Genomic DNA, 25,840 nt, shown 5'->3' with positions numbered 1-25,840 from the left:
TCACACAGGAAAACGGGCCGCCAATACTGGCAGCCCGTCCCTGAATTACACACCTGTCACCGGAATACCTGACCGCTCGACGGGACGGGGCGCCGTCAGATCTTTCCAGGTCGACAACGCCTTGTTCACCGTCGCATTGGCCTCGCGCTCAACGAAGGTGCCATGCCCCTCCTGACAGCGGATCTCACCGTCGTGAACCGCCACTTGGCCACGGGTCAGGGTAAAGCGCGGCAACCCCTTCACCTCATGCCCCTCGAAGACGTTATAGTCGATCGCCGACTGCTGGCTCGCCGCCGAGATGACCTTGGTCTTTTCAGGATCCCAGACCACCAGATCCGCGTCCGCCCCGACCAGAACCGCACCTTTCTTGGGGTAGCAATTCAGGATCTTGGCGATATTGGTCGACGTCACGGCGACAAATTCATTCGGTGTCAGGCGGCCTGTGGCCACCCCATGCGTCCACAGCATCGGCATCCGGTCTTCCAACCCGCCAGTGCCATTGGGGATCTTGGTGAAATCGCCCACACCGGTACGCTTCTGCTCAGTGGTAAAGGCACAGTGATCCGTCGCCACAACCGACAGCGAGCCAGATTGCAACCCGTTCCAGAGACTGTCCTGATGCTGTTTGTTGCGGAACGGCGGCGACATCACCCGACGCGCCGCATGATCCCAGTCCTGATTGAAATATTCACTTTCATCCAGCGTCAGATGCTGGATCAACGGCTCACCCCAAACGCGTTTGCCCTGCATGCGGGCACGGCGAATGGCCTCGTGGCTGTCTTCGCAGGAGGTATGCACCACATAAAGCGGCACGCCTGCCATATCGGCAATCATGATGGCGCGGTTGGTGGCCTCGCCCTCCACCTGCGGCGGGCGGGAATAGGCATGCGCCTCGGGACCGTTGTTGCCCTCCGCCAACAGCTTGGCCGACAATTCAGCCACCACATCGCCGTTTTCGGCATGTACCATGGCAATGCCGCCCAGCTCCGACAGCCGCTGGAAGGAGGCATAGAGCTCATCATCATTCACCATCAACGCGCCTTTATAGGCCATGAAGTGTTTGAAGGTGTTGATGCCCCGCGTTTCAATGACGGTCTTCATATCGTCAAAGACCTGCTCCCCCCACCAGGTCACCGCCATGTGGAAGGAATAGTCGCAATTGGCCCGCGTCGACTTGTTGTCCCAACGCTTCAGCGCGTCCAGCAGGCTCTCCCCCGGGTTGGGCAGCGCGAAATCTACCACCATGGTGGTGCCACCAGCCAGCCCCGCCCGCGTCCCACTCTCAAAATCATCACTGGAGTATGTCCCCATAAAGGGCATCTCCAAATGCGTATGCGGATCAATGCCGCCCGGCATCACGTAACAGCCGGTCGCGTCCAGCTCCTCGTCCCCTTTCAATCCCTGACCGATCTCGGTGATCACACCGTTCTCGATCAGCACATCCGCCTTATAGGTCAGATCTGCCGTCACGATGGTGCCGTTCTTGATGACTTTCGCCATGGTCTATCTCCCTGTGAGAGCGCGGTCATTGCCGCATCTTTCTTGTTACCCCCAACGGCACAGGCATCTTCTGGCCCGAAATATCCCGGGGGAGCCGCGCTGGCGCGGCGGGGGCAGCGCCCCCTATGCGACGATTTCAGCAGTCTCCAGAACTGCGTGCAACATGACATCTGTGCCAGCTGCCGCCCAGTCCTTGGAGATATCCTCCGCCTCATTGTGGCTCAGCCCGTCAACGCAGGGGCACATGATCATCGCGGTCGGGGCCAGATCGTTGATCCAGCAGGCATCATGCCCGGCGCCGGAGACGATATCCATATGGCTATAGCCCAGCCGCTCAGCGGCGGAACGCACCGCGCTCACGCAGCCCTCGTCAAAGGTTACGGGATCAAAATGCCCGACTGGCTCAATCTCAAGTCCAAGGCCAAGCTCGTCAGCGATTTCCTTCGCCTTCACCTCATATTGCGCCCGCATTGAGGTCAGTTTTTCCAGATCAGGCGAGCGGAAATCGACCGTGAACACCACTTTGCCGGGGATCACATTGCGAGAGTTTGGATAGACATCGCAGTGGCCAACGGCGCCCACCGCGTGGGGCTGGTGCGCCATGGCGATCTGATGCGCGGCTTCTGTCATGCGCGCCATACCTAAGCCCGCATTGACCCGCATGTTCATTGGGGTGGAGCCGGTATGCGCATCCTTGCCCGTGACTGTGCATTGCAGCCACCACAATCCCTGACCATGAGTGACTACGCCGATATCCTTGTTTTCCGCCTCAAGGATTGGCCCCTGTTCAATGTGCAACTCAAACATCGCATGCATCTTGCGGGCGCCGACCTCTTCGTCACCGATCCAGCCAATACGCTTCAGTTCATCGCCGAATGTTTTGCCGTCAGCATCCTCGCGGGCATAGGCCCAATCCTGCGTGTGTTTTCCGGCAAACACACCAGAGGCCAGCATCGCAGGCGCAAACCGCGTGCCCTCCTCATTGGTCCAGTTTGTCACGACAATCGGATGTTTGGTCTTGATGCCAAGATCATTGAGCGTGCGGACAACTTCCAATCCACCCAGCACCCCGAGGACACCATCATATTTGCCACCTGTCGGCTGCGTATCCAGATGAGATCCCATATAGACCGGCAGTGCATCGGGGTCGGTCCCTTCGCGCCGGGCAAACATATTGCCCATCGTGTCCAGCCCCATGGTGCAGCCTGCCGACTCACACCACGACTGAAACAGCGCGCGCCCCTCGGCATCCGCATCGGTCAGGGTCTGACGGTTGTTGCCGCCTGCGACACCGGGGCCGATTTTTGCCATTTCCATCAGGCTGTCCCACAGCCTGTCGCCATTGATCTTCAGATTCTGTCCAAGCGACGTCATCTCAGCTTCCTTCCCTGTTGCCCTGCTTTTTCGCAGGGACGTGCGGCTTTGCGCCTTGTCGGTGGCTTTGAAACGCTGGTCATGATTTGACCAACTGGTCAAACTCAGGCTATCACGGGTGGACATTCAGTCAAGAAATTGCGTCTAACGAAGCAAGAAAACTCCGGCAGGCAGAGCCGGTTGAGTGAAAATCAGGCGCGCAGCGGTGTTGCGGCCCCCAGGAAGAGCCCGAACAGCCCGATGCCCAAGGATCGCAGCCCGACCCGCATTCAGAAAAAGAATCGCGCCACTATTCTGGAGGCCGCCCTTGAGGTGTTTTCCAACAACGGGTTTCGCGGAGCCACCGTGGACCAGATTGCCCGCGCCGCCGGGTTAAGCAAGCCCAATCTGCTGTATTACTTCCCCTCGAAGGAGGCGATTTTTACTGAACTGCTGTCCGGCCTTCTCGACACCTGGCTGGATCCGCTGCGCGCCATTGATCCCGATGGCGATCCGCTGGAAGAATTGCTGGCCTATGTGCAGCGCAAATTGCAGATGAGCCGGGATTTCCCGCGCGAAAGCCGACTGTTTGCCAATGAAATCGTGCAAGGCGCGCCGCGGATGCTGGACACCCTGTCTAAGGATCTGAAACCTCTGCTGGAAGAAAAAGCGGATCTGATCAAGGGCTGGATGGACGCTGGGAAGCTGAACCCGACCCATCCGAAACATTTGCTGTTCTCAGTCTGGTCGCTGACCCAGCACTATGCGGATTTTGATGTTCAGGTGCGGACGTTGATGGGGGATGAGGATCCTTTTGATGCGGCCCCAGAGCATCTGGATCGAATGTTCCGGCGCATGCTGACACCCGCCGACACCCGCTGACACCAGCACTCGCTGACCGTCGCCCCCTTTATTGACAAGACAAATAGAAAACGGCGCGCCGATCAGGACGCGCCGTTTCTTATGCCATTCCATCCGACGATGGCAGGCCGGTGACCTCCGCTTACTCCGCAGCGGTCACTGAGGGGTTGTTGGGATGGGTTGTCCAATTGGCATAATCGTCGGAAACAACCTCGCCCGTGCGCTCATCAATCTGACCGGCGGGCACCTCCTCCATGGTGATGCAGCCTTCAACCGGGCAAACATTGACGCAGAGGTTGCAGGCCACGCATTCGTCATCCTTCACGGTGAAAACGCGATCCTCGCTCATGGCGATGGCCTGATGTGACGTGTCCTCGCAGGCGGCAAAGCAGCGACCGCATTTGATGCAATCATCCTGATTGATCTTGGCCTTAGCGACGTAGTTCAGATCCAGATACTGCCAGTCGGTGACATTCGGCACAGCCTTGCCGACGAAATCATCCAACCGGTCATAGCCTTTGTCGTCCATCCACTGGTTCAGGCCAGAGATCATCTCCTTCACGACATTGAAGCCATAGGTCATGGCAGCGGTGCAGACCTGCACATTGCCAGCGCCCATGGTCATGAACTCAGCCGCATCGCGCCAGGTTGTGACGCCGCCAATGGCAGAAATCGGCAGACCATGAGTTTGCGGGCAACGGGCGATTTCAGCCACCATATTCAACGCAATCGGCTTCACCGCCGGGCCGCAATACCCGCCGTGTGTACCCTTGTCGCCAATGGTCGGCTCTGGCGCCATGGCATCGAGATTTACTGACACGATGGAGTTGATGGTGTTGATCAAGCTGACCGCGTCTGCACCACCCGCCTTGGCCGCACGTGCAGGCTGGCGAATATCGGTGATATTCGGCGTCAGCTTCACGATCACCGGTTTGGAGTAGTATTTCTTGCACCACTCCGTAACCATCTGGATGTATTCCGGCACCTGCCCCACAGCAGAACCCATACCGCGCTCCGCCATCCCATGCGGGCAGCCGAAGTTCAGTTCAATGCCGTCCGCGCCGGTGGCCTCGACCCGCGGCAGGATATCTTTCCACGCCTGCTCCTCGCAGGGCACCATCAGCGACACGATGATCGCACGATCCGGATAGTCCTTCTTCACACGGGTGATCTCTTCCAGGTTCACCTCAAGCGGACGGTCGGTGATCAGCTCAATGTTGTTGAGCCCGAGAAGCCGGCGATCCGCGCCCCAGATGGCGCCATAGCGCGGTCCGTTCACATTGACGACCGGCGGCCCTTCGGAGCCAAGGGTCTTCCAGACCACCCCGCCCCAGCCGGCCTCAAAGGCACGGCGCACGTTATATTCTTTGTCCGTTGGCGGCGCAGAGGCGAGCCAGAACGGGTTCGGAGATTTGATCCCCAGGAAATCTGCTGTCAGATCAGCCATTTGTCTGTTCCTTACACTGGCAACACAGGGCCAGGTCGGCCCTGTGGCTGGCTTAGCCCATCAGGCTGGCGTGGATATCCATAGCGGCGTCACGCCCTTCGGCGACGGCCGTCACGGTGAGGTCTTCTCCGCCAGAGGCGCAATCCCCCCCGGCCCAGACCCCGGCAAGCGACGTGCGACCCCGCGCGTCCACCTTGATTTTGCGCCCTTCAAGCGTCAGCACATCGGGCTGATCTTCAAGGGTCTGACCAATCGCCTTGTAGATCTGATCCGCTGCTATCCGCACCGTCTCTCCGGTGCCGCTCAACTGGCCGCCCTCGCTTTTGGTATATTCCAACTCGATTTCAGCACAGGCACCGTTGCCATGCACCGCGACAGGCTGAACATTGAACAACAGGCGCACCCCTTTGGTTGCGGCCAGATCCTGCTCAAACCGGCTCGCGCCCATGGCGTCACGGCCCCGGCGATAGGCGATGGTCACAGTCTCTGAACCGAGCAGCTTGGACTGCACCGCAGCATCCACTGCCGTCATCCCGCCGCCAATCACAACCACATTGCGCCCAACCGGCAGATTGGTCAAATCATCGGCCTGACGCAGCTCCGCGATAAAGTCGACCGCGTCACGCACGCCATCCTTGTCTTCGCCCTCGGCACGCAGCGCGTTGACGCCGCCAAGACCGATCGACAGGAACACCGCATCATACTCGGCCTTGAGCGCGTCCAAGCTGAGTTCCGCACCGAGCTTTTTGCCGTATTCAACGGTGATGCCACCGATTTGCAGCAGCCAATCCACTTCGCGGCTGGCGAAATTCTCGGTCGATTTATAGGCGGCAATCCCAAATTCATTAAGTCCACCCGCCTTTGGCCGGGCCTCATAGATAACCACGTCGTTGCCCAGCATTGCCAGACGGTGCGCTGCTGCCAGACCTGCAGGTCCCGCACCCACCACAGCGATCCGCTTGCCCGTTGCCGCTGCGCGCGTGAAGGGATGCACACCCTTTTCCATCAACGTGTCGGTGGCATGGCGCTGCAGGCGACCGATCTCAACCGGCTTGCCCTCAGCCGCCTCGCGGACGCAGGCTTCCTCACAGAGCGTCTCGGTCGGACACACCCGAGCGCACATCCCGCCAAGGATGTTCTGTTCCAGAATGGTCTTCGCCGCCGCTTCCGGGTGGCCGGTCTGGATCTCCCGGATGAATTGAGGAATGTCGATGGAGGTCGGGCATGCCGTCATACAAGGCGCATCATAGCAGAAATAGCAGCGATCCGCCGCCACTGCCGCCTCATGCGCCTCATATTGTGGATGCAGGTCTCCAAAGTTGTCGGCAATTTCTGAGGCGGACAAACGCCCTGCCTGAATGCCGGATGCCTGATGGCTGGTCGCCATTGGGTGTCTCCCTGGATTTGTTTTTTATGCAAATCAGAGTGCCACAGTTTGATTTTTTATCAACTGGTAAAATTTTTGATCGGTCAGTTTTTTGAAGCGCAACTACGAAGGTAACGGGCCAATACGTTGCAGAAGAACAAAAAATTACCCCAGCACAAATATTGGGCGGCTGCGGCTAACCATCCCGATCAGCGGAATTACGCTATTGCTGTGCGGTAAACAGGGTCAGCACCATTGCCCCAAAGAAGGCAAAAACCGCCCCTCCGCCCGAAACAATCGAACAGAAAAGCGGCTTCAATAAGATCTGATTAGATGCGCGGTCCTGGTCAGGCGAGCATCGCAGTGGCTTCGATCTCGATCTTGGCACGATCTTCGATAAGCCCCGCAACCACCACCATCGTCATCGCAGGAAAATGGTAACCCATGACAGCGCGATAGGCCGCCCCGACCTCCCGCTGATGCGCCAGATACTCGGCCTTGTCGGTCACATACCAGGTCAGCCGGGTGATGTCGCTGGCGCTGCCACCGGCCTCCTGCACGACTGCCAGAATGTTCTCCAGCGCCTGGCTCATCTGACCGATGAAGTCGTCCGTCTCAAAGACCTGATCCGCAGTCCAGCCAATCTGGCCACCAACAAACAGCATCCGCCCCTCGCCGATCATGCCGTTGGCATAGCCTTTGGCCGGTTTCCAGCCTTCGGGGTGCACATTCACTGTCGGCATGTTGGGCTCCTGTCTTGAGCGCGACGATCCGCGCAACCACTTTTCAGCTCCCAATATCCATCAGGATGAAATTTACTTCAAGCTTAAAATATACAAACTTAAAGAACACAAAAAAGCCCTCCGCAAACGCGAAGGGCCAAACAGGCTTGCGCCATCACATAAGGCCATATCGGCTCACATGCCGAGCGCTTCCTTGTACATTTCAAGAACCGCTTCTTCTTCGGCGATATCGTCTTTGTCGCGCTTGCGCAGCGCGATCACCTTACGGATCACCTTGGTGTCGTAGCCGCGCGCCTTCGCTTCGGCCATGATCTCTTTCTGCTGCTCAGCAAGATCTTTTTTCTCAGCATCCAGACGCTCAAACCGTTCAATAAACTGGCGTAATTCACCAGCGGTCACACGGTAGCTGTCGCTTTTTTCGTCTTCGGTCATATCCATCGTGGGCTCCGTCGGCAAAGGGTGGAAACTCGGATCAGCCCTCCAGATACAATCGTGCCCCCTGCTCCGCAAGCGGTGATAGGGAGATCCGACATAGGACCCGTCCGAATAGGCCAAAACCACCCCGGTCAGTGTCTGCGCCCGACCTCGGCTGGCTTGCCCTGCCCCCGTCAATCAGGTAGGCGCAGGCCGACACCACCGGCGCAGTGAGGCGCCACCACCGGAGAGTGCGATGTACGAGATTATGGTTTGGGCCGGCGCGGCCGTATCGGTAGCAGGTCTGATCGGGCTGATGTGGAGCGTGGTGCGCGTAATGCAGGCCAAACGGCAAAAGCTGGACGACGACGCCCTGCGCGCTGTGGTCCAAAAGGTGCTGCCCTATAATCTTGGTGCGCTGTTTCTGTCGGTCATCGGGCTGATGCTGGTCATGCTGGGGCTGACACTGGGCGGCTGATCGCTGACGCAATACAGCGAAGGCCGTGCCAGAGGGGCGATCAGCCATTCGCAGCAACTTCTAACCTCAGCACTAAATCTATTGCCGGAAACAAACCCGACCGGCCCGGCCTCAGACCGGCATGTTGTCGAACATCTCGTCAGCCGCTTCCTCACAGAGCATCCGCTCCAACCGCAACATGCGACTGGGAGCGCGCCCGCCCGCGACCCGCAAACGTGCCAGCGCCTGGCTGAACTCAGGATATAAGACGAGCCGATCCAATCGGTGCGCGGCCAAAATGCTGCGCTCAAGCTCCTGAGCCCGCTGCATAAGACTATCGATCTTTCTGTTCTCACTGGTCATTCTGCACTCCTCCCTTGGACCTGCGCGCCGGGCCGCATCGGAAACAAAACTCGGACACCCACTAGTATCGTAGAAGGCTGCACAACGGCCCTCTACTCCATCCCGGCTGCCGGGTTTCGGCGCAGGTCATCGCTGCTCACCTCACCGCTGTCGCCACAATAGCAGAAATCCCGCCACGTGACCTTGAGTGAGATCAACCATAACGTGAAATAATGATCCTGCAAGTCACGGCGCCCGCCGCCAGCTGACCGTGCGCCCCTCAAGTTTTCCCACCGGCACTCTTGTACATATTCATTTTTCGATATATGTAATATGCAGCATCAGGAGGTTCCCCATGAAGCCGATCGTCAAAGCGTTTTTTGATGAACAGACAAACACCGTATCCTATGTGGTGCGCGAGCCGGATGGCACCGCCTGCGCGCTGATCGATTCCGTTCTAGATTTCGATCACGCTGCCGGTCGCACCGATACCCGTTCTGCCGATAAGATGATCGCCTGGGTTAAGGCCGAGGGTCTGCGAGTTGAGTGGATCCTCGAAAGCCATGTCCACGCCGACCACCTTTCAGCCGCCCCTTACCTTCAGGAGCATCTGGGAGGGAAAATTGGCATCGGCGCCAATATTACTCTGGTGCAGGACACCTTTGGCAAGGTCTTCAACGAAGGCACCGAATTTCAACGCGATGGCAGCCAGTTCGACGCGCTGTTCAACGAGGGCGACAGTTTCCACATCGGGCAACTGCGCGGTGATGTGTTGCACACGCCGGGCCACACCCCCGCTTGCCTCACCTATGTGATTGGGGACGCCGCATTTGTTGGCGACACATTGTTCATGCCCGACTTTGGCACCGCCCGCTGCGATTTTCCCGGGGGCTCCTCCGAAGCCCTGTTTCAGTCGATCCAGAAAATCCTGACGCTCCCTGACGAGACCCGCATTTTTGTCGGCCATGACTACAAGGCACCGGGTAGAGACGATTATGCTTGGGAAACCACGGTGGGGGAGCAGAAAGCGCTGAACATCCATATCGGTCAAGGCCGCCCGATTGAGGACTTTGTCGCTATGCGGGATGCCCGCGACGCAACACTGTCGATGCCCCGACTGATCCTGCCATCATTGCAGGTCAATATGCGCGCGGGCCAAATGCCGGACGCCGATATCGACGGCAATGTCTACCTGAAGGTGCCGATCAACAAACTCTGATCCCAGAACTTCCGGATGGGGCCGTCCTAGTGCCATCCATTTCGCAGACGGCTGCGAGATCCGGTGCGAATAGGCCCTGGGCTCCCTGTCACAGATTGATAGATCACAAGGATTTCACCATGAATTTAGACTGGATCTGGGGGCTGATTGGCGGCGTGCTGATCGGCACGGGCGGTGCGGTGTACCTGCTCGGCAATGGGCGCATCATGGGGGCCAGCGGCATTCTTGGCGGCCTGATTGATGGCAGCGGTCGCAACAACGCGGCTGAGCGGCTGGCCTTCATTGCAGGCGTGGTTCTGGTCCCGCTGGTAATGTGGCTGACCGTCGCCGAGGCGCCGGACACACATCTCACTTCGAACACGGCGGTGATTGTCGCCGCCGGACTTCTGGTGGGGCTTGGCACGCGGATTGCCAATGGCTGCACCTCCGGTCACGGCGTCTGTGGCATCTCCCGACTGTCCCTGCGCGGGCTGATCGCAACCGTCATCTACATTCTTGCCGGTGGCCTGACACTTGCTTTGTTTCGCCATGTCTGGGGGCTGATCTGATGCGTCTTCTTCTGTCTTTCTCAGCGGGCGGGCTGTTTGGCCTCGGCCTGTTTCTCTCTGGCATGACCGACACACAAAAGGTTCAGGGCTGGCTTGATATATTCGGCGCCTGGGATCCAACGCTGGCCTTTGTGATGGGCGGGGCCATACTGCCAATGGCATTGGCCTGGCAGTTGACCCGCGGTCGCGCGCCATTGGTTGGCGGCAGTTTTCCAGCCCCGCCACGGCAGGAGCTTGACCGACGACTGATCATCGGATCTGTCCTGTTTGGCATCGGCTGGGGGCTGGCTGGCCTCTGCCCCGGGCCGGCGATTGCCTCGCTTAGCTATGGCGGCACCGGCGGCATCATTTTCATCGCAGCACTGCTCGTCGGCATGATGGCGGCGCCACCGTTCGCCCAGCGACTGGACCGCGCGGCTGCAAGCACGTAAAAGGCCGGATCATGGACGCACGCACATTGACCCCCCGCTATTCCGTTTCGCCGCAGATTTCGGTTGAGGACCTGCCGCAGCTGGCCGCCGCCGGTTTTACCACGGTGATCTGCAACCGCCCTGATGCTGAGGTTCCGCCCAGCCATCAGGCCGATGCCATCCGCACCGCTGCCGAGGCGCAGGGGTTGCGGTTCGAAGTGCTGCCGCTGACCCACCAGACCATGACGCCAGAGAATGTCGCCAAGCAGCAAGCGTTTGTTGAGGCTTCGGATGGCCCGGTACTGGCCTATTGCGCATCCGGCACCCGCTGCTCGGTTGTTTGGGCATTGGGCCAAGCGCCGCTTATGCCGGTGGATGAGATCCTCGCCACCACTGCAGAGGCCGGATATCAGCTTGATGGGCTGCGCCCGACGTTGATGGCCGTGGCCACTCAGGCAGCGCAGATAGCCCCGACAGCAAACGAAAGCTGACATGGTCAGCTAGAGCCCTGACTTCAGGTAAGCTTCACCGTGTAAGGTACTGAAATTCAACGGCAGTGCAGATCATGCGCTGCCGTTTTCCATTTCGACTGCCCGGTTTGACAGGGTCACCCGGTGCCGCTGTTCAGCCCGGCAAGATCGGAGATTTCCGTCGCAGCCGCATCCGCGCTGAAATCGCCCAGCCCGTCACCCAAGCCGTCACCTAAGCCATCCCCGAGACCGTCGCCCATCGGCATCGCACCGAGGTCTGGTAGATCTCCAAGATCTGGCAGATCACCGGACATGGCGTCACCCAGACCGTCATTCAGGCCATCAGGAAGATCGCCCGCCATCGGCATACCCGCCAGATCACCGCCAAGGTCGCCGCCTAAATCCCCTCCGAGGTCACCCCCGAGATCACCGAGCCCATCGCCGAGACCGCCCATGCCACCCATGGGATCCTGCAACCCGTCAGCCGCAACGGAGAGATCCAAGGTTGGCGGTTCATGCTCCAAAGACCCGACACCGCCGCCCATATGCGACGAGAACGCGCTCTCATCGGCTGCATTGTCACTCACCAGTTTGGTGCGCGGATCGGTCAGCCGGACAGCGCGTGCGCCGTTCATCTGGCCTAGACGACCCTGGGCAATTGATTGGCCACTGATAGAAATCATCTCCGTCTCGTATAGGAAAGCCTGATCCAGTGGCAGGAGGTCCCCTTCCGCAAGTACAGAAAATTCATTCGCAGGAACCTTCATCTTGCACAACACAGCGCGCAGCTCGGCCCGCATGGATCCCATATTGCTGCCAAGAGATGGACCTGCCTGATGGGCAACCTCTCCCGCCTGCCCCAAATCCTCAGGTGTTGGCTCCGGCAGGATCAGGGTGAGCCCGCCCTGCATCGCTCCGCAGGCTAGATCCAAAGTCAGCTCAATCACCCGGTAATCTTCGGCCTCAAGCCCGAGAACAAGGCTGCGCACATCCTCAATCTGGGCACCGAACCGGTAACCGGAGAAGATGGCCTCATCCTTCTGCTGGGCGAGCATGGAGACCACCTTCGCAAAGGTGCGCTCAAGAAAGTCGGCAACCATGGCGGCGTCGGTCGGGGTATAGTTCCGCTCGCTCGGCGCCTTTCCAAGAACCTGACCCATGGTCTGCTGTTGAATAAGCGCGGTCACGGTCGCCGCGTCCAGCGTCGCCGCCCCTATTCTCCCGTGCGGTCCATCCAGAACGACCAGCAGGTGTTTGTCCGACAAATGTGGCGGCAAATCCTCGGGAATGCGGTTGGCCTGACGCGCAGCCAGCACAGCCACGGGAAGATCACAGAGATCCGCCGCCGCCCGCGCGATCGAACGGCGCAAAGCCTTAAGGATCAACGAACTGGTGAGCCCGCCCTTGCCCTCTTTGGTGGCCGCCAGCTTGCGGGCCAAGACCCCTTCGCCACCAATCGCTGCCGATTCCGATTTCGTTTCAGACATAGGCTTTAGACCTGCCCCTCTCGCACCGCTTTGCCCTAGGTTTACCCCGAGAGTGGTTACCAATAACTTTACGCTAAACAGTTAAACCCGGTTTTCCTGACGAAGAGGTAAGGAAACCTGAAAGGCGCCGCCAACCTCCCCGGCGAGATAGGTCACATCGCCGCCAAGGCGTTGCATGATTTCCCGGCAAATCGCCAATCCGAGCCCCGCGCCGCCTGCCCGTTCCGGGCTAACCCTTGAAAACTTCTCAAAAATAGTGGTGCGAAACTCTGGCGGGATCCCCTCACCATTGTCGATGAAATCAATGAACAACCAATGACCACTTTGCCGGGCAGTGATCCGCAGTTCCGGGTCCGCTGCGGTACAATATTTGTCGGCGTTGGCGATCAGGTTGATGAACACCTGCGCCAACCGATCCAGATCAGAGGAGAGCCGCATATCGTCGGTCGCCTGGTTACGCGTCACTCGCAGCCGCACCGATCCATCCGCCAGCGCGGTCGCCACCGCATGATCCAGCACGTCCCCTAACCGCCCTGCACTGATGTTAAGGCTTACCTGCCCATTTTCCAGTACGCTGAGGTCCAGAAGATCGTTGAGCAGACGGGTTAGCCTCTGCGCCTCATCATGGATAATGCCGGCATAGCGATTGTGATCCTGTGACGCGAGATTTTCGGTATCTCGCAGGATTTCGGAAAACGCCCGGATGGAGGTCATCGGCGTGCGCAATTCATGGCTCACTTGGCTGAGGAACGCATCCTTCTGTTGCGATAATTGTGTCAGTTTTTCATTTGTTTCCTGAAGCTTGCGCGCCGTTCTAGACAGTTCTTCGGACTGTGTTTCAAGCCGATTGGAATACTCAAGGATCTGCGCGGTCTCATCCGCCACCGCCAATAGATCCTGAACGGAGACTGAAGACCCGCCGACGATCTGTCCGACCATCGCATGGGCCGCCGCTGCCCCGATAGAGGCGCTAAGCTCGCGTTCCAGCCGCTCCAGAAACGCTGGGGTCGGCTCGGGCAGCGGGCCCCGCCCGCCCTGGCGCGCCAACTCGCTCTGAAAGAACGTCTGCGCCTCACCCGCCCCCAGAATACGCTGGGACATGACCATCAGATCCTCACTCTGCGCCACCGATCCGGTCCAGCCACGCGGCCCCGAAGAATGGTCAAATACATGCACAAATTGCGCGCCCTGCAGGCGCTCCATCGGACTGGGAAAGGACGCCAGAGATCCAATCAGGAACGCCGCCGTGTTTAATGCCATCGACCACAGAACCGCATGGACCGTAGGGTCCAGCCCCTCAATCCCAAAAAGCGCATGAGGGCGCAGCCACGACAATCCCATCAGCCCATCCGCCAGGACACGTGCAGGCAGCAGCCCACCACCCAGTTCTGGCAAAAGCATCGTGTAAAGCCAGATTGCAAACCCAACGGACAAGCCTGCAAGCGCTCCGCTGCGAGTCGCGCCACGCCAGAACAGCCCGCCTACGAGACTCGGCAGCATCTGCGCAATGCCGGTGAACGAAATCAGACCGATAGCCGCCAGCGCCGCACCGCCGCCCGATAGCGTATAATAGAAATAGCCCAGCGCCATGATGCCCGCGATCGACAGCCGCCGCGACAGCAGCACGACATGGCGCACATCGCCGGAGACGGAGGCGCCCACCTCCTGCCAGCGCAGCCAGATCGGCATGACGATATGGTTCGACACCATGGTCGACAGCGCCATCGCCGCGACAATCGCCATGGATGTTGCAGAGGAGAACCCCCCCAGAAAGGATAGCATCGCTAGCCCCTGCTGGCCCTCGGCCAGAGGCAAGGTCAGGACAAACAGATCCGGGTTCGACCCCACCGGCAGCAGCTCCAACCCGATGGCGGCAATTGGCACCACAAAGATCGAGATCAGCAGGAGATAGAGCGGAAACGCCCAAGCCGCGACGCGCAGATGCCGTTCATCCTCATTCTCGACCACCATGACCTGAAACATACGCGGCAGGCAGACGAAGGCTGCTGCCGACAGGAAAGTGATCGTCGCCCAGCGCCCGCCATCAACCTGCCATTGACCAATCGCGGAGGCGTCGATCCGCGCCATGGTTTCGCCCACTCCGCCTGCAATCCCCCAGACCACGAAAATGCCGACCGCCAGCAGTGAGACCAGCTTCACCACCGCCTCAAGTGCCACGGCGGTCACAACGCCGTGGTGGCGCTCATTGGCGTTGAGATTGCGTGTGCCAAACAGAATGGCAAAGGCCGCAAGCCCGGTCGCCACCCAGAATACCGTCTGCGTTTCATTGACACTGCGCAGCGGGTCAGCTTCCGCGAAAATTGCAAACGACAGCGTAATAGATTGTAATTGCAGTGAGATATAGGGTGTTGTGCCGATCACCGCGAGGATCGTGACGCCAATCGCCAAGAGGTTTGACTTGCCATATCGCGCCGACAAAAGATCCGCGATGGAGGTGATCCGCTGGCTGCGCCCGATACGGACCAGCTTGCGCAGCCCCCACCACCAGCCGACCATGACCAGCGTCGGGCCAAGATAGATGGTGATATATTCCAACCCCGAGCGCGCCGCGTAGCCCACCGCCCCGTAGAAGGTCCAAGCGGTGCAATAGATCGACAGCGACAGGGTGTAGATCAGCGGTGACCGCATCCAGCGGGCAGCGCGTCCATGACTGGCATGACGATCCGCGGCGAAAGCCACGATAAACAGCAGCGCAACATAGCTCAGACAGACCAGCGCCAACACATTGAGCGACGCCATCAGTCCGCGTCCCCGCCCCGGCGCGGTTCGCCACCTTCGGTCCAGTGCTCCGCCCAGCGCCGCACTGCCAGCGCAAAGCCAAAGCCCGCCAGTATCAGCCCCGCCCAGACCACAAGGATATAGATCATCGCCCGTGACAGCGGCATGCCTGACATACTGTCCGGTGCAGGATAGGGGTCTGGGTCGGGCCACATCAGTGGCACCAGCAGCAACAGCGCGCCCAAGACAGGCAACAGGCGAGCAACATCCATCAGACGGCGGCGGCGATAGGTCCGGCGTTCAACAAACGGCGCTCCGGTTTCGCCCTCGCTCTCAGCGCCGTCGCCACGGATCATCCCTGGCGGGCCTGTTCAGCCAGATCAGCAGCCGCAGCGCCTGCCTCAGACACACCCGCGCGGTTCTGCGCCGCCTGCGCATGAAGGTCGCGGACTGCGGTTAGAACCTCGCTGTTGGAAAACGGCTTTGTCATGAACCGGGTGACCCCGGCCTGCTCTGCCATCTCCCGGTCGCGCAGCTGCCCTCGTGCGGTCAGCATCAGAACCGGCAAACCCGGCAGCTGCCCGCTGTCGCGCAGTTCGCGAATGATCTCAAGCCCGCTCTTGCCCGGCAACATTAGATCCAGGATCACCAGATCCGGCTCGGCCGCGCAGATCGCCTCGACGGCATCACTGCCATCGGCGTGGCTGTCGACCCGCCAGCCATCGCGGGTCAGCAGAAATCGGATCGCCTCGGTGATATTCGGCTCATCTTCGACCAGAACAACATGCCTGCCCATTGTGTGGATATTCCTCCCCTACGCCCGATCCTTCGCGAGGTTTTTGCCTCAAGGCGTCTCCGTCCCTGGCGCAACAGTAGCGTTGCGGTTGCGCTGCTGTCAAAACTCTTCCTTCAGGATCGACGGTTCGCGCCGTGCCACACAGTCGCGGCGCGAACAGATCCGGCAGCTCGCGCCCACTGGCTGGGCTGTCTCCGCCACCTCGCCCTTGGGCAGGATCAGCATCACCGCGTGATACAGCGGGTCACTGTCAAAATCTGGCCGCTGATGAGGCCAGGAGACCGCCAGACAATCGAAACCAACGGCACTGCGCCCCTGCTGCACCACATCCCGGCGCACGGGCACCTGCGGGCGCGAAAGCGCGGTATACAGTGGCCACAACGGACAGGAGGCGCCGAACCTTGGTAATGCAAACCCCGTGACCGGCTTGCGAAACAGGATGGAGCCAGAGGCATCGCAGACCACCAGCCCCGCCTCCTGGCCCAGCACCGCAGGCGGCAACGCTCCAAGTCGGCGCAGCACGGTCGGCAGATCACAGTCAAAGGCACGCGCCAAGCTGACCGGGGCAATCCCGCCACTGGCGAGACGTTCAGTCAGCGGCATCAACGGCAGCACCGCGGCGTCGGCACAATATTGCAGCAGGGCCGCGCGGGCGATGGTACGGCCTGCCTCACTCACCAGATCGCCCCCCTGCGCAATCAGCACCTCAATCAAATCCCCGCGCGCCTCAGGCCCTGCCGCTTCCAGCTCCGGGAAGTGATGACCGTGGCTGGCAAAGAACTGCTCAACCTCCTCCTGAGGGACACCACGGCGCTCTGCGGAGGTATTGCTCTCATCAAGGAAGTTCACCAAAGCGCGGCTACTCTCTGCAAGGCGCAGCGAATCCTCATTCAGGTTGTTGTGAAAGCGGTCACGCCATTCGACCTCCAGCTCTCCGGTCTCCGCCAGAATCGACGCGGTTGAGCGGATCGCCGCAGCAGTGGACAGCACCTCATGAAGCGAGGCCGCCAGCTGCGGATCATGGGTGAGACGATCCGACAGGGTTTGCACCGTGCGCTCCAGGCTGGCGATACGCTGCTGGCTTTGCGCCAGCACCTCGGCCCAGCCCGGAAACCGGCCCGCGAATTCATCCACCCGGTCCAGCTCTGCCACCGGCCTGGGCAAATCCGCAGCAGCCTCACGCAGGGTCGACAGCAGCGCCACCTCCGCCCCTTCGGTCAGCATCGACGGTTCAACCGCCAGCACACGTGCCAGATCAACCAACAGCTTGCCGCCGATTCTGCGCCGGTTGTGTTCAATCAGGTTCAGATAGGAGGCAGAGATGTCGACCTGCCGCGCCAGTTCGGCCTGGCGCAGCCCCAGCATCAACCGCCGCTCGCGGATGCGGCTCCCTGTCAGCGTGTCACGCCCCATGGCGGCACTCCCTTCCAAAAGCATGGCGGATCAAGGGCTTTCTGCGCTGCAACATAACTTTCTTTACAGAAAACCCTTAACACCTGTTCATTTGTTTACAGAATAAATCAGCATTTCAAGGGTTTTATTGCGTGATTTTACAAGCCGCGCCCATACTGGTTTTGCACGAAAACGTGCGGACGTCAGCGGAAGTGAGGAGCTGTTGCCGTCGTTACACATAAGGGAGGATTACATGTCCAAGACTGACGTATCGCGTCGCGGAGTTCTGAAGACCGGTGCCATCGCGGGCGCCGGTGTGGCGCTTCCGACGATCTTTACCGCATCGTCTGCAGCCGCGTTTACAAATGAACCGACCGGCAGCACTGTGACGCTGGGCTTCAACGTACCCCAGACCGGCCCCTACGCAGATGAGGGCGCGGATGAGCTGCGCGCTTATCAGCTGGCCGTTGAACATCTGAATGGCGGCGGCGACGGCGGCATGATGAACACCTTCTCGTCCAAGGCCCTGCAGGGCAACGGGATCATGGGCAAGGAAGTCAAATTCGTCACCGGCGACACCCAGACCAAATCCGACGCGGCCCGTGCCTCGGCCAAGTCGATGATCGAAAAAGACGGCGCCGTGATGATCACCGGCGGGTCGTCCTCAGGTGTGGCGATTGCTGTACAAGGCCTCTGCCAAGAGGCTGGCGTCATCTTCATGGCGGGTCTCACCCACTCCAACGACACCACCGGCAAAGACAAGAAGGCCAATGGCTTCCGCCATTTCTTCAACGGCTACATGTCCGGCGCGGCGCTGGCACCGGTGCTGAAGAACCTCTATGGCACGGACCGGAACGCCTATCACCTGACCGCGGATTACACCTGGGGCTGGACCCAGGAAGAATCCATCGCCGCCGCCACTGAGGCGCTGGGCTGGAACACCGTGAACAAGGTCCGCACGCCGCTGGCTGCCACCGACTTCTCGTCCTATATCGCGCCGGTTCTGAACTCCGGTGCCGATGTGCTGGTGCTGAACCACTATGGCGGCAACATGGTGAACTCGCTGACCAACGCGGTTCAGTTTGGTCTGCGTGAGAAGGTCGTAAACGGCAAGAACTTCGAGATCGTTGTTCCGCTGTACTCCCGCCTGATGGCCAAAGGTGCCGGTGCCAACGTGAAGGGCATCCACGGCTCCACCAACTGGCATTGGTCGCTGCAGGACGAAGGCTCGCAAGCCTTTGTGCGCTCCTTCGGCTCCAAATATGGCTTCCCGCCGAGCCAGGCGGCACACACCGTTTACTGCCAGACCCTGCTTTATGCAGATGCAGTCGAACGCGCGGGCTCCTTCAACCCCTGCGCCGTTGTTGAGGCCCTCGAAGGGTTTGAATTCGACGGATTGGGCAACGGCAAGACGCTGTACCGTGCCGAAGACCACCAGTGCTTCAAAGACGTTCTGGTTGTGCGCGGTAAGGAAAACCCGACCTCGGAGTTCGACCTGCTTGAAGTTGTCGAAGTGACCCCGGCCGAACAGGTGACCTACGCGCCGGATCATCCAATGTTCGCAGGCGGTGCCCTGGGCACCTGCAACAGCGGCGCCTGATCACAGACTTGGGGCGGGCGCAGATCATGTGCCCGCCCTGCCACTCTCCCGGCGTCAACCTGCCTGACAATTCACGACGACAGGACCAGCGCCAGCGGCGCTGAACAGCCGACTTATGCCAATTCCAGACGGACCAACCGAAGGTGGGGACAATGGACGCAATCCTATTGCAAATCTTAAACGGGCTCGACAAGGGCTCGGCCTATGCGCTGATCGCGCTGGGTCTGACACTCATCTTTGGCACGCTGGGCGTGGTGAACTTTGCCCATGGGGCGCTGTTCATGATCGGCGCCTTCTGTGCGGTCACCGTGCAACGGGTCCTGAGCCTCAGCTTTGAAACCGTGGATGAGACCCAGAAGGATTTTCTGGGCAATCCGCTCAAGGTGAAAACCCCCTATGTCGAAAATTGGTTCGGCCCCGAGGTGGGCGGCACCATCATTGACTGGGCGGTGCCGCTTGCGATCCTCTTTGCCATTCCGATCATGATCGGCGTCGGCTATGTGATGGAACGCGGGCTGATCAAGCATTTCTACAAGCGCCCTCATGCAGACCAGATCCTGGTGACCTTCGGCCTCGCCATCGTTCTGCAGGAGGTGGTGAAATACTTCTACGGCGCAAATCCGATCCAGACCCCTGCCCCGGACGCCCTGAATGGCGTTGTCAATCTGGGGTCGATCATTGGGATGGACATCGTCTACCCGGTTTGGCGCGTGGTCTATTTCTTCTTCGCTGTGGTCATCATCGGCGGCATCTTCTCCTTCCTGCAGTTCACCACATTCGGCATGGTGGTGCGCGCAGGCATGGCAGACCGGGAGACCGTGGGCCTTCTGGGCATCAATATCGACCGCCGCTTCACCATCATGTTTGGTATCGCCGCCGCCGTCGCCGGTCTGGCTGGCGTGATGTACACCCCGATCAACTCCCCCAACTATCACATGGGCATGGATTTTCTGGTGCTGAGCTTCGTCGTGGTGGTTGTCGGCGGCATGGGATCCCTCCCCGGCGCCGTACTGGCGGGGTTTCTTCTCGGCGTGCTCGAAAGCTTTGCCTCGATGAATGAAATCAAATCCCTGATCCCCGGCATCGACCAGATCATCATCTATGTGGTCGCAATCATCATTCTGCTCACCCGCCCGCGGGGCCTGATGGGCCGCAAAGGTGTGATGGAGGACTAAGCACATGTTCGCACTCAACAAAAAAGATAAGGCGCTGCTGCTGGTCGTTGCCATCCTGACCCTGTTTGCACCGTTCATCCTGAACCCTTTCCCGACGGGCAGCGCGCTGGCGCAGTTCAATGCGGGCTATCCAGACCTGATGCAGCGATTTGTGATCTTCGGCATCTTCGCGATTGGCTTCAACATCCTGTTTGGCCTTACGGGTTACCTCTCTTTTGGCCATGCCGCCTTCCTCGGTGTCGGGTCCTATTCAGCCGTCTGGATGTTCAAACTGCTGAGCATGAACGTGGTGCCCGCCATTATACTGTCAGTGATCGTCGCGGGTCTGTTTGCACTGGTGATCGGCTATGTCAGCCTGCGTCGCTCCGGCATCTACTTCTCGATCCTGACGCTGGCCTTCGCACAGATGTCCTTCAACCTGGCCTATTCTGTGCTGACCCCGATCACCAATGGTGAAACCGGCCTGCAGCTGACGCTGGATGACCCCCGTGTTCTGGGCGTGTCGGCGACCGCCGATGGCTCCATCCCCGTGACCAGCCTCTTTGGCCTGGAGATGCGCTCCACCTTCGAGATGGCCGTGGGCCCCTGGGCGTTCCAGTTCAATGCGGGCTACTATCTTTGCGCGCTGATCCTGCTGGCCGCCTTTTACCTGTCGATCCGCATCTTCCGCTCGCCCTTTGGCCTGATGCTGAAGGCCGTGAAGTCGAACCAGCAGCGGATGAACTACACCGGCCTGAATACCCGGCCCTACACGCTGGCTGCCTTTGTGATCTCGGGCATGTATGCCGGTCTAGCTGGCGGTCTGATGGCCTCAATGGACCCGCTGGCAGGCGCTGAGCGGATGCAGTGGACAGCCTCCGGCGAAGTGGTACTGATGACCATCCTCGGTGGTGCCGGCACCTTGATCGGCCCGGTGCTGGGCGCAGGTTTCATCAAATACTTTGAGAACATCTTCTCCAAGATCAACGACAATGTGCTGCACAGCTGGTTCAGCTTCATGCCCGACGGGATCGAAGACGCGATGGTCTTTATCGTGCACCCCTTCATCGGCAAAGGCTGGCATCTGACCTTGGGCATTCTATTCATGCTGGTGGTGATCTTCCTGCCCGGTGGCTTGGTCGAAGGCGGACAGAAGCTGCGCAGCTGGATCCAAGGGCGCAAAGCCAAAAAAGATGGCCCCTCGGGCAAAACTGAACCTGCGGAATAAGGAGCAAGACCAATGGGTATCCTTGAAGTCAAAAACGTGGGCAAGCGGTTCGGTGGCCTTCAGGCACTGTCCGAGGTGAACCTCAGCGTGCGCGAAAACACTGTCCACGCCATCATCGGCCCCAATGGGGCGGGCAAGTCCACGCTGCTGAATTGTCTGGTGGGTAAGCTGATCCCGGACACCGGATCGGTGATGTTCGATGGTAAATCCGTCCTGGGCCGCGCGCCTTACGAAATCAACCAGATGGGCATCTCCCGTGTGTTCCAGACGCCTGAGATCTTTGGCGATCTGTCGGTGCTGGAAAACATGATGATCCCCTGTTTCGCCAAACGCGATGGCGCTTTTGAAATGAATGCGATCAGCGCCGTCTCTGGCCAGCGCGACATTCTGGAGAAGGCAGAGCACATGCTGGAGGAAATGAACATGGCCGACAAGCGGCACATGAACGCCGCCTCCATGTCACGCGGGGATAAACGGCGGCTTGAGATTGGCATGTGTCTGTCACAAGAACCGCGTCTTCTGCTGCTGGACGAGCCGACCGCGGGCATGGCGCGGGCCGATACCAACAACACCATCGACCTGCTGAAACAGATCAAAGCCGAGCGCGACATCACCATCGCGATCATCGAACACGACATGCACGTCGTGTTCTCACTGGCGGATCGGATCACTGTGCTGGCGCAGGGCACCCCGCTGGTAGAGGACGATCCGCAGAACATCAAAGGCAACCCGAAGGTGCGCGAAGCCTACCTCGGCGAGTCGGCGTAAGGAGATCACAGATGAACGTCAAACCCGACTTTTCCAAACACGCCAACCACGCCACCACGGCACCAGCCTTTCTGTCGGTCTGGGACATGCATGCCTACTACGGCGAGAGCTACATCGTGCAGGGTATTTCCTTCAATGTGCACGAAGGTGAGATCCTCGCCCTGTTGGGCCGCAACGGCGCTGGCAAGACCTCGACCCTGCGCTCCATCGCGCGCACCGGCTCACCGATGGTGACCAAGGGCGAGATTTGGCTGGACCATCAGCCCCTGCACAAGATGTCCTCGCATGAGGCCTCCGCCGCGGGTCTGGGTCTTGTCCCCGAAGATCGCCGCATCATTCCCGGTCTCACCGTTGAGGAAAACCTGCAGCTGGCGCAGATTGCCCCGCCCATCGGCTGGTCTCTTGAGAGGCTCTATGAGCTGTTCCCACGTCTTGGCGAACGCCGCAAGCAGGAGGGTGTCACGCTTTCCGGTGGCGAACAGCAAATGCTGGCGATTGCCCGCGCATTGGCCCGCGACATCAAGGTGTTGCTGCTGGATGAACCCTATGAGGGTCTGGCGCCCGTTATCGTGGATGAGATCGAAAAGACCCTCATTCACATCAAACAACAGGGCATCACCACGGTCATCGTTGAACAGAACGCAGTGCGCGCGTTGGAGCTGGCCGACCGTGCCGTGATCCTTGACACAGGCGGTATTGTCTTCGATGGCGCCGCCGCTGAAGTCCTCGAAAACGAGGACCTGCGCGCCGAATACCTAGCCATCTAACCCCAACACTCCCCGTCGGGCCGGTTCACGTACCGGCCTTGGCACCTTGGGGCTGATGCGGTGGCATCAGCCCTTTTTTTTTGGTCCCGTTTTCTGGAACCCGTGATGCCAGTTTGCAAGTGGCCACAAAGGACCCCACCACGCATTTTGCGCCCTGAATTCGCTTTGCTTTGCGCCGGAACAGCGGTTATCTGCGCCCATGACCGATCTTGCCTTTGAATTTGCGCCGGTGGGGCTGGCTCTGCTCGATCAACGGGTGATCCAGCGCTGCAACCAGCAGTTTGCCGAAACCTTTGGGGGGGATAGCGGCAGCTACGTCGGCCTGCCCATCGCTGAGCTTTACCCCAGCCAAGAAGACTTCCAGCGCATCGGCGACCGGCTGCAACAGCATGACGCGCAGTCGGGGCAGTATAACGACGAACGGATCATGCGCCGTCGCACCGGCGATCTGTTCTGGTGCCGGGTGCGCGGGCGCTCCCTGACGCCGGAGCACCATTTTCGCAGCGGTGTCTGGAGTTTCGCTGACATCTCGGACGACCGGCCCGTGGTCAGCCTCACCCCGCGCGAGCGTGATGTGGCAATCCTGACCTGTCGCGGACTTTCAGCCAAAGAAATCGGCGCTGAGCTGAACCTGTCCTATCGCACAATCGAAACCCACCGAGCGCATCTTCTGGTCAAGTTCTCCGCCCGCAAACTGCCGGAATTGGTGGCGAAACTAACCGGAATGCCGCTCTGAACAGCGATCCGCACCGCAAGATTGCAAATCACCTCAAGGGCGCCCATGTTAGCGTCCATATTGTCAGCGCTTTCCTTGTGGTAAAGCATACCCTATAAGCGCCTTCAAATCTTATGCCCGCAGCTTCTGCGGGCCTGTCGGAACCGGCTGAGGACAAAAATGACAAATAAGACCCACGAAGCAGACGTATCCTTCATCAAAGCGCTGGCGGAACTGCTGCGCGACAATGACCTGACCGAACTGCAGGTGAAGCGCGACTACGGCGAAGACGACAGCCTGAATGTGCGCGTGTCGCGTCAGACCATCGCCGCACCTGCCCCGGTGCAGGCATACGCAGCCCCGGCGCCTGTTGCCGCTGCTCCCGCAGCCCCGGCCGCGGCTGCTCCCGCCGCAGCACCTGCCGCCGCCAATGACGATCCTGCAAGCCATCCGGGCGCTGTCCCGTCGCCGATGGTGGGCACCGTTTACACCCAGCCCGAACCCGGCGCGCCAACGTTCGTGAAAGTGGGTGATCAGGTGGCCGAAGGCGATACGCTGCTGATCGTCGAAGCCATGAAGACCATGAACCACATCCCGGCACCCAAGGCCGGAACCATCAAGCGTATCCTCGTCGAAGACGGCGCAGCGGTCGAATTCGGAACACCGCTGGTCATCATCGAGTAAGGGTCCACCATGTTTGACAAGATCCTGATTGCCAACCGCGGTGAGATCGCCCTGCGCGTGATCCGTGCCTGCCGGGAAATGGGCATCCAGTCGGTTGCCGTACATTCCACCGCAGACGCTGATGCCATGCATGTGCGCATGGCCGACGAATCCGTTTGTATTGGCCCGCCCTCCGGGACGCAAAGCTACCTGTCGATCCCCGCCATTATCTCTGCCTGCGAGATCACCGGCGCGCAGGCGATCCACCCCGGCTATGGTTTCCTGTCGGAGAACGCCAACTTCGTGCAGATCGTTGAGGATCACGGGCTGACCTTTATCGGGCCGACCGCCGAACACATCCGTGTCATGGGTGACAAGATCACTGCCAAGGACACGATGAAGGACCTCGGCGTCCCCTGTGTGCCCGGTTCTGACGGCGGTGTGCCAGATCTGGAAACTGCCAAGAAGATCGGCGAAGACATCGGCTACCCCGTGATCATCAAGGCCACCGCTGGTGGGGGTGGTCGCGGCATGAAGGTGGCCAAGACCGCTGCCGACATGGAGCAGGCCTTCATGACGGCGCGCGCCGAGGGCAAGGCTGCCTTTGGCAACGACGAAGTCTATATCGAGAAATACCTGACCACGCCGCGCCACATCGAGATCCAAGTCTTCGGCGATGGTAAAGGCAAGGCCGTGCATCTGGGCGAGCGGGACTGTTCCCTGCAGCGCCGCCACCAGAAGGTGTTCGAGGAGGCCCCAGGCCCCTGCATCACCCCTGAGGAGCGCGCCCGCATCGGCAAGACCTGTGCCGAGGCCGTGGCCAAGATCAACTATATCGGCGCCGGCACCATCGAATTCCTCTATGAGAATGGCGAGTTCTATTTCATCGAGATGAACACCCGCCTTCAGGTGGAACATCCGGTGACCGAGGGCATCTTCGGTGTCGATCTGGTGCGCGAGCAGATCCGCGTGGCCGAGGGGCTGCCGATGTCCTTCAGCCAGGACGATCTGGAGATCAACGGTCACTCCATCGAAGTGCGGATCAACGCAGAAAAGCTGCCGAACTTCGCACCCTGCCCCGGCAAGATCACCCAGTATCACGCCCCAGGCGGTCTGGGCGTGCGCATGGATTCGGCGCTTTATGACGGCTATTCGATCCCGCCCTATTACGACAGCCTGATCGGCAAGCTGATCGTGCATGGTCGCGACCGGCCTGAGGCCTTGGCCCGTCTGAGCCGCGCTTTGGGAGAGCTGATCGTGGATGGTGTCGACACCACCGTGCCGCTGTTCCACGCGCTGCTTGAGGAAAAAGACATCCACACCGGTGAGTATAATATTCACTGGCTGGAGCATTGGCTGGAAACCAACCTCGGCAATGCCTAAGAGATCAGGGCGGTCCAA

26 protein-coding genes are annotated in these 25,840 nt (G+C 59.9%); 14 read left to right on the top strand and 12 right to left on the bottom strand.

Annotated features, from left to right (window positions below; translation table 11 throughout):
• Nucleotides 1-45: 45 nt before the first annotated feature.
• Nucleotides 46-1,500 (bottom strand): dihydropyrimidinase, encoded by a 1,455-nt coding sequence (gene hydA / locus OO25_RS02125; protein ID WP_040173262.1) that lies wholly within the window; start codon nt 1,498-1,500, stop codon nt 46-48.
• Nucleotides 1,501-1,623: 123 nt separating this feature from the next.
• Complete coding sequence (locus OO25_RS02120) at nt 1,624-2,874, bottom strand: Zn-dependent hydrolase (protein ID WP_040178249.1); 1,251 nt, start codon at nt 2,872-2,874, stop codon at nt 1,624-1,626.
• 240 nt (nt 2,875-3,114) lie between these two features.
• Between OO25_RS02120 and OO25_RS02115 the strand changes: the two genes are divergently transcribed.
• Nucleotides 3,115-3,735, top strand: coding sequence for a TetR family transcriptional regulator C-terminal domain-containing protein (locus tag OO25_RS02115; RefSeq protein WP_040178248.1), 621 nt, complete (start codon nt 3,115-3,117; stop codon nt 3,733-3,735).
• A 121-nt stretch (nt 3,736-3,856) separates the two neighbouring features.
• Here OO25_RS02115 and preA read toward each other — a convergent pair whose 3' ends face one another.
• From preA to OO25_RS02095, 4 genes are all read right to left on the bottom strand, one after another.
• A complete protein-coding gene (gene preA, locus OO25_RS02110; RefSeq protein WP_040173250.1) occupies nt 3,857-5,161 on the bottom strand; it encodes an NAD-dependent dihydropyrimidine dehydrogenase subunit PreA in 1,305 nt (434 codons plus the stop codon).
• Nucleotides 5,162-5,213: 52 nt separating this feature from the next.
• On the bottom strand, nt 5,214-6,548 hold the full coding sequence (locus tag OO25_RS02105; protein WP_040178247.1) for an NAD(P)-dependent oxidoreductase: 1,335 nt from the start codon (nt 6,546-6,548) through the stop codon (nt 5,214-5,216).
• Between the two features lie 326 nt (nt 6,549-6,874).
• Nucleotides 6,875-7,270 (bottom strand): RidA family protein, encoded by a 396-nt coding sequence (locus tag OO25_RS02100; protein WP_040173246.1) that lies wholly within the window; start codon nt 7,268-7,270, stop codon nt 6,875-6,877.
• A 174-nt stretch (nt 7,271-7,444) separates the two neighbouring features.
• On the bottom strand, nt 7,445-7,708 hold the full coding sequence (locus tag OO25_RS02095) for a DUF2312 domain-containing protein (protein ID WP_014874404.1): 264 nt from the start codon (nt 7,706-7,708) through the stop codon (nt 7,445-7,447).
• Between the two features lie 232 nt (nt 7,709-7,940).
• On the opposite strand from OO25_RS02095, the gene OO25_RS02090 reads away from it, so the two are divergent.
• A complete protein-coding gene (locus OO25_RS02090; protein ID WP_014874403.1) occupies nt 7,941-8,162 on the top strand; it encodes a hypothetical protein in 222 nt (73 codons plus the stop codon).
• Nucleotides 8,163-8,273: 111 nt separating this feature from the next.
• Here OO25_RS02090 and OO25_RS02085 read toward each other — a convergent pair whose 3' ends face one another.
• Nucleotides 8,274-8,504, bottom strand: coding sequence for a hypothetical protein (locus OO25_RS02085; RefSeq protein ID WP_040178245.1), 231 nt, complete (start codon nt 8,502-8,504; stop codon nt 8,274-8,276).
• A gap of 334 nt (nt 8,505-8,838) precedes the next feature.
• Between OO25_RS02085 and OO25_RS02080 the strand changes: the two genes are divergently transcribed.
• The 4 genes from OO25_RS02080 to OO25_RS02065 all read left to right on the top strand — a co-directional run bounded on the left by OO25_RS02080 (nt 8,839) and on the right by OO25_RS02065 (nt 11,151).
• Nucleotides 8,839-9,702 (top strand): MBL fold metallo-hydrolase, encoded by an 864-nt coding sequence (locus OO25_RS02080; protein WP_040178243.1) that lies wholly within the window; start codon nt 8,839-8,841, stop codon nt 9,700-9,702.
• A gap of 119 nt (nt 9,703-9,821) precedes the next feature.
• Entirely contained in the window at nt 9,822-10,250 is a 429-nt protein-coding gene (locus OO25_RS02075; protein ID WP_040178241.1) for a YeeE/YedE family protein, read from the top strand.
• Complete coding sequence (locus tag OO25_RS02070) at nt 10,250-10,681, top strand: DUF6691 family protein (protein ID WP_040173232.1); 432 nt, start codon at nt 10,250-10,252, stop codon at nt 10,679-10,681. The genes OO25_RS02075 and OO25_RS02070 overlap by 1 nt, the downstream gene beginning before the upstream one ends.
• A gap of 11 nt (nt 10,682-10,692) precedes the next feature.
• A complete protein-coding gene (locus OO25_RS02065; RefSeq protein WP_040178240.1) occupies nt 10,693-11,151 on the top strand; it encodes a TIGR01244 family sulfur transferase in 459 nt (152 codons plus the stop codon).
• Between the two features lie 116 nt (nt 11,152-11,267).
• Here OO25_RS02065 and OO25_RS02060 read toward each other — a convergent pair whose 3' ends face one another.
• The 5 genes from OO25_RS02060 to OO25_RS02040 all read right to left on the bottom strand — a co-directional run bounded on the left by OO25_RS02060 (nt 11,268) and on the right by OO25_RS02040 (nt 17,565).
• A complete protein-coding gene (locus OO25_RS02060) occupies nt 11,268-12,617 on the bottom strand; it encodes a FliM/FliN family flagellar motor C-terminal domain-containing protein (RefSeq protein ID WP_040178239.1) in 1,350 nt (449 codons plus the stop codon).
• 81 nt (nt 12,618-12,698) lie between these two features.
• Nucleotides 12,699-15,377 carry an ATP-binding protein gene (locus OO25_RS02055; protein ID WP_040178238.1) on the bottom strand — a complete coding sequence of 893 codons (2,679 nt, stop codon included), beginning with the start codon at nt 15,375-15,377 and terminating at the stop codon, nt 12,699-12,701.
• Nucleotides 15,377-15,712 (bottom strand): hypothetical protein, encoded by a 336-nt coding sequence (locus OO25_RS02050; protein WP_040178237.1) that lies wholly within the window; start codon nt 15,710-15,712, stop codon nt 15,377-15,379. Before OO25_RS02050 ends, OO25_RS02055 begins: the two co-directional genes overlap by 1 nt.
• Complete coding sequence (locus OO25_RS02045) at nt 15,709-16,152, bottom strand: response regulator transcription factor (RefSeq protein ID WP_040173222.1); 444 nt, start codon at nt 16,150-16,152, stop codon at nt 15,709-15,711. Before OO25_RS02045 ends, OO25_RS02050 begins: the two co-directional genes overlap by 4 nt.
• A gap of 99 nt (nt 16,153-16,251) precedes the next feature.
• Nucleotides 16,252-17,565, bottom strand: a complete 1,314-nt coding sequence (locus tag OO25_RS02040) for an XRE family transcriptional regulator (protein WP_040178712.1) — start codon at nt 17,563-17,565, stop codon at nt 16,252-16,254.
• Between the two features lie 232 nt (nt 17,566-17,797).
• Here OO25_RS02040 and OO25_RS02035 point away from each other — a divergent pair, with 232 nt between their 5' ends.
• The 8 genes from OO25_RS02035 to accC all read left to right on the top strand — a co-directional run bounded on the left by OO25_RS02035 (nt 17,798) and on the right by accC (nt 25,822).
• Nucleotides 17,798-19,144, top strand: a complete 1,347-nt coding sequence (locus OO25_RS02035) for a substrate-binding protein (RefSeq protein WP_014874393.1) — start codon at nt 17,798-17,800, stop codon at nt 19,142-19,144.
• A gap of 152 nt (nt 19,145-19,296) precedes the next feature.
• On the top strand, nt 19,297-20,319 hold the full coding sequence (locus tag OO25_RS02030) for a branched-chain amino acid ABC transporter permease (protein ID WP_040173220.1): 1,023 nt from the start codon (nt 19,297-19,299) through the stop codon (nt 20,317-20,319).
• Nucleotides 20,320-20,323: 4 nt separating this feature from the next.
• Nucleotides 20,324-21,526, top strand: a complete 1,203-nt coding sequence (locus OO25_RS02025; protein ID WP_040178236.1) for a branched-chain amino acid ABC transporter permease — start codon at nt 20,324-20,326, stop codon at nt 21,524-21,526.
• Between the two features lie 12 nt (nt 21,527-21,538).
• Nucleotides 21,539-22,294, top strand: a complete 756-nt coding sequence (locus tag OO25_RS02020) for an ABC transporter ATP-binding protein (protein WP_040173217.1) — start codon at nt 21,539-21,541, stop codon at nt 22,292-22,294.
• 11 nt (nt 22,295-22,305) lie between these two features.
• Nucleotides 22,306-23,061 (top strand): ABC transporter ATP-binding protein, encoded by a 756-nt coding sequence (locus OO25_RS02015; protein WP_040178235.1) that lies wholly within the window; start codon nt 22,306-22,308, stop codon nt 23,059-23,061.
• Nucleotides 23,062-23,260: 199 nt separating this feature from the next.
• On the top strand, nt 23,261-23,797 hold the full coding sequence (locus OO25_RS02010; RefSeq protein ID WP_040178232.1) for a LuxR C-terminal-related transcriptional regulator: 537 nt from the start codon (nt 23,261-23,263) through the stop codon (nt 23,795-23,797).
• A 159-nt stretch (nt 23,798-23,956) separates the two neighbouring features.
• Nucleotides 23,957-24,460, top strand: coding sequence for an acetyl-CoA carboxylase biotin carboxyl carrier protein (accB, locus tag OO25_RS02005; RefSeq protein ID WP_040173212.1), 504 nt, complete (start codon nt 23,957-23,959; stop codon nt 24,458-24,460).
• A gap of 9 nt (nt 24,461-24,469) precedes the next feature.
• Complete coding sequence (gene accC / locus OO25_RS02000; protein WP_040178231.1) at nt 24,470-25,822, top strand: acetyl-CoA carboxylase biotin carboxylase subunit; 1,353 nt, start codon at nt 24,470-24,472, stop codon at nt 25,820-25,822.
• Nucleotides 25,823-25,840 lie beyond the last annotated feature (18 nt).

The sequence above is a fragment of the Phaeobacter sp. S60 genome (genome assembly GCF_000826845.1).
Lineage (GTDB): Bacteria > Pseudomonadota > Alphaproteobacteria > Rhodobacterales > Rhodobacteraceae > Phaeobacter > Phaeobacter piscinae.
This window is presented reverse-complemented; position numbering and strand designations above follow the sequence as displayed.

Bases quoted from the DNA above. Each gene is read 5' to 3' on its own strand.
- OO25_RS02030 (WP_040173220.1), top strand. From the start codon at position 19,297: ATGGACGCAATCCTATTGCAAATCTTAAACGGGCTCGACAAGGGCTCG.
- OO25_RS02065 (WP_040178240.1), top strand. From the start codon at position 10,693: ATGGACGCACGCACATTGACCCCCCGCTATTCCGTTTCGCCGCAGATT.
- OO25_RS02035 (WP_014874393.1), top strand. From the start codon at position 17,798: ATGTCCAAGACTGACGTATCGCGTCGCGGAGTTCTGAAGACCGGTGCC.
- OO25_RS02060 (WP_040178239.1), bottom strand. From the start codon at position 12,617: ATGTCTGAAACGAAATCGGAATCGGCAGCGATTGGTGGCGAAGGGGTC.
- hydA (WP_040173262.1), bottom strand. From the start codon at position 1,500: ATGGCGAAAGTCATCAAGAACGGCACCATCGTGACGGCAGATCTGACC.
- OO25_RS02045 (WP_040173222.1), bottom strand. From the start codon at position 16,152: ATGGGCAGGCATGTTGTTCTGGTCGAAGATGAGCCGAATATCACCGAG.
- OO25_RS02055 (WP_040178238.1), bottom strand. From the start codon at position 15,377: ATGGCGTCGCTCAATGTGTTGGCGCTGGTCTGTCTGAGCTATGTTGCG.
- accB (WP_040173212.1), top strand. From the start codon at position 23,957: ATGACAAATAAGACCCACGAAGCAGACGTATCCTTCATCAAAGCGCTG.
- OO25_RS02095 (WP_014874404.1), bottom strand. From the start codon at position 7,708: ATGGATATGACCGAAGACGAAAAAAGCGACAGCTACCGTGTGACCGCT.
- OO25_RS02105 (WP_040178247.1), bottom strand. From the start codon at position 6,548: ATGGCGACCAGCCATCAGGCATCCGGCATTCAGGCAGGGCGTTTGTCC.
- OO25_RS02015 (WP_040178235.1), top strand. From the start codon at position 22,306: ATGAACGTCAAACCCGACTTTTCCAAACACGCCAACCACGCCACCACG.
- OO25_RS02020 (WP_040173217.1), top strand. From the start codon at position 21,539: ATGGGTATCCTTGAAGTCAAAAACGTGGGCAAGCGGTTCGGTGGCCTT.
- OO25_RS02115 (WP_040178248.1), top strand. From the start codon at position 3,115: ATGCCCAAGGATCGCAGCCCGACCCGCATTCAGAAAAAGAATCGCGCC.
- OO25_RS02100 (WP_040173246.1), bottom strand. From the start codon at position 7,270: ATGCCGACAGTGAATGTGCACCCCGAAGGCTGGAAACCGGCCAAAGGC.
- OO25_RS02010 (WP_040178232.1), top strand. From the start codon at position 23,261: ATGACCGATCTTGCCTTTGAATTTGCGCCGGTGGGGCTGGCTCTGCTC.
- OO25_RS02090 (WP_014874403.1), top strand. From the start codon at position 7,941: ATGTACGAGATTATGGTTTGGGCCGGCGCGGCCGTATCGGTAGCAGGT.
- OO25_RS02070 (WP_040173232.1), top strand. From the start codon at position 10,250: ATGCGTCTTCTTCTGTCTTTCTCAGCGGGCGGGCTGTTTGGCCTCGGC.
- OO25_RS02080 (WP_040178243.1), top strand. From the start codon at position 8,839: ATGAAGCCGATCGTCAAAGCGTTTTTTGATGAACAGACAAACACCGTA.
- OO25_RS02085 (WP_040178245.1), bottom strand. From the start codon at position 8,504: ATGACCAGTGAGAACAGAAAGATCGATAGTCTTATGCAGCGGGCTCAG.
- accC (WP_040178231.1), top strand. From the start codon at position 24,470: ATGTTTGACAAGATCCTGATTGCCAACCGCGGTGAGATCGCCCTGCGC.
- OO25_RS02050 (WP_040178237.1), bottom strand. From the start codon at position 15,712: ATGATCCGTGGCGACGGCGCTGAGAGCGAGGGCGAAACCGGAGCGCCG.
- OO25_RS02040 (WP_040178712.1), bottom strand. From the start codon at position 17,565: ATGGGGCGTGACACGCTGACAGGGAGCCGCATCCGCGAGCGGCGGTTG.
- preA (WP_040173250.1), bottom strand. From the start codon at position 5,161: ATGGCTGATCTGACAGCAGATTTCCTGGGGATCAAATCTCCGAACCCG.
- OO25_RS02075 (WP_040178241.1), top strand. From the start codon at position 9,822: ATGAATTTAGACTGGATCTGGGGGCTGATTGGCGGCGTGCTGATCGGC.
- OO25_RS02025 (WP_040178236.1), top strand. From the start codon at position 20,324: ATGTTCGCACTCAACAAAAAAGATAAGGCGCTGCTGCTGGTCGTTGCC.
- OO25_RS02120 (WP_040178249.1), bottom strand. From the start codon at position 2,874: ATGACGTCGCTTGGACAGAATCTGAAGATCAATGGCGACAGGCTGTGG.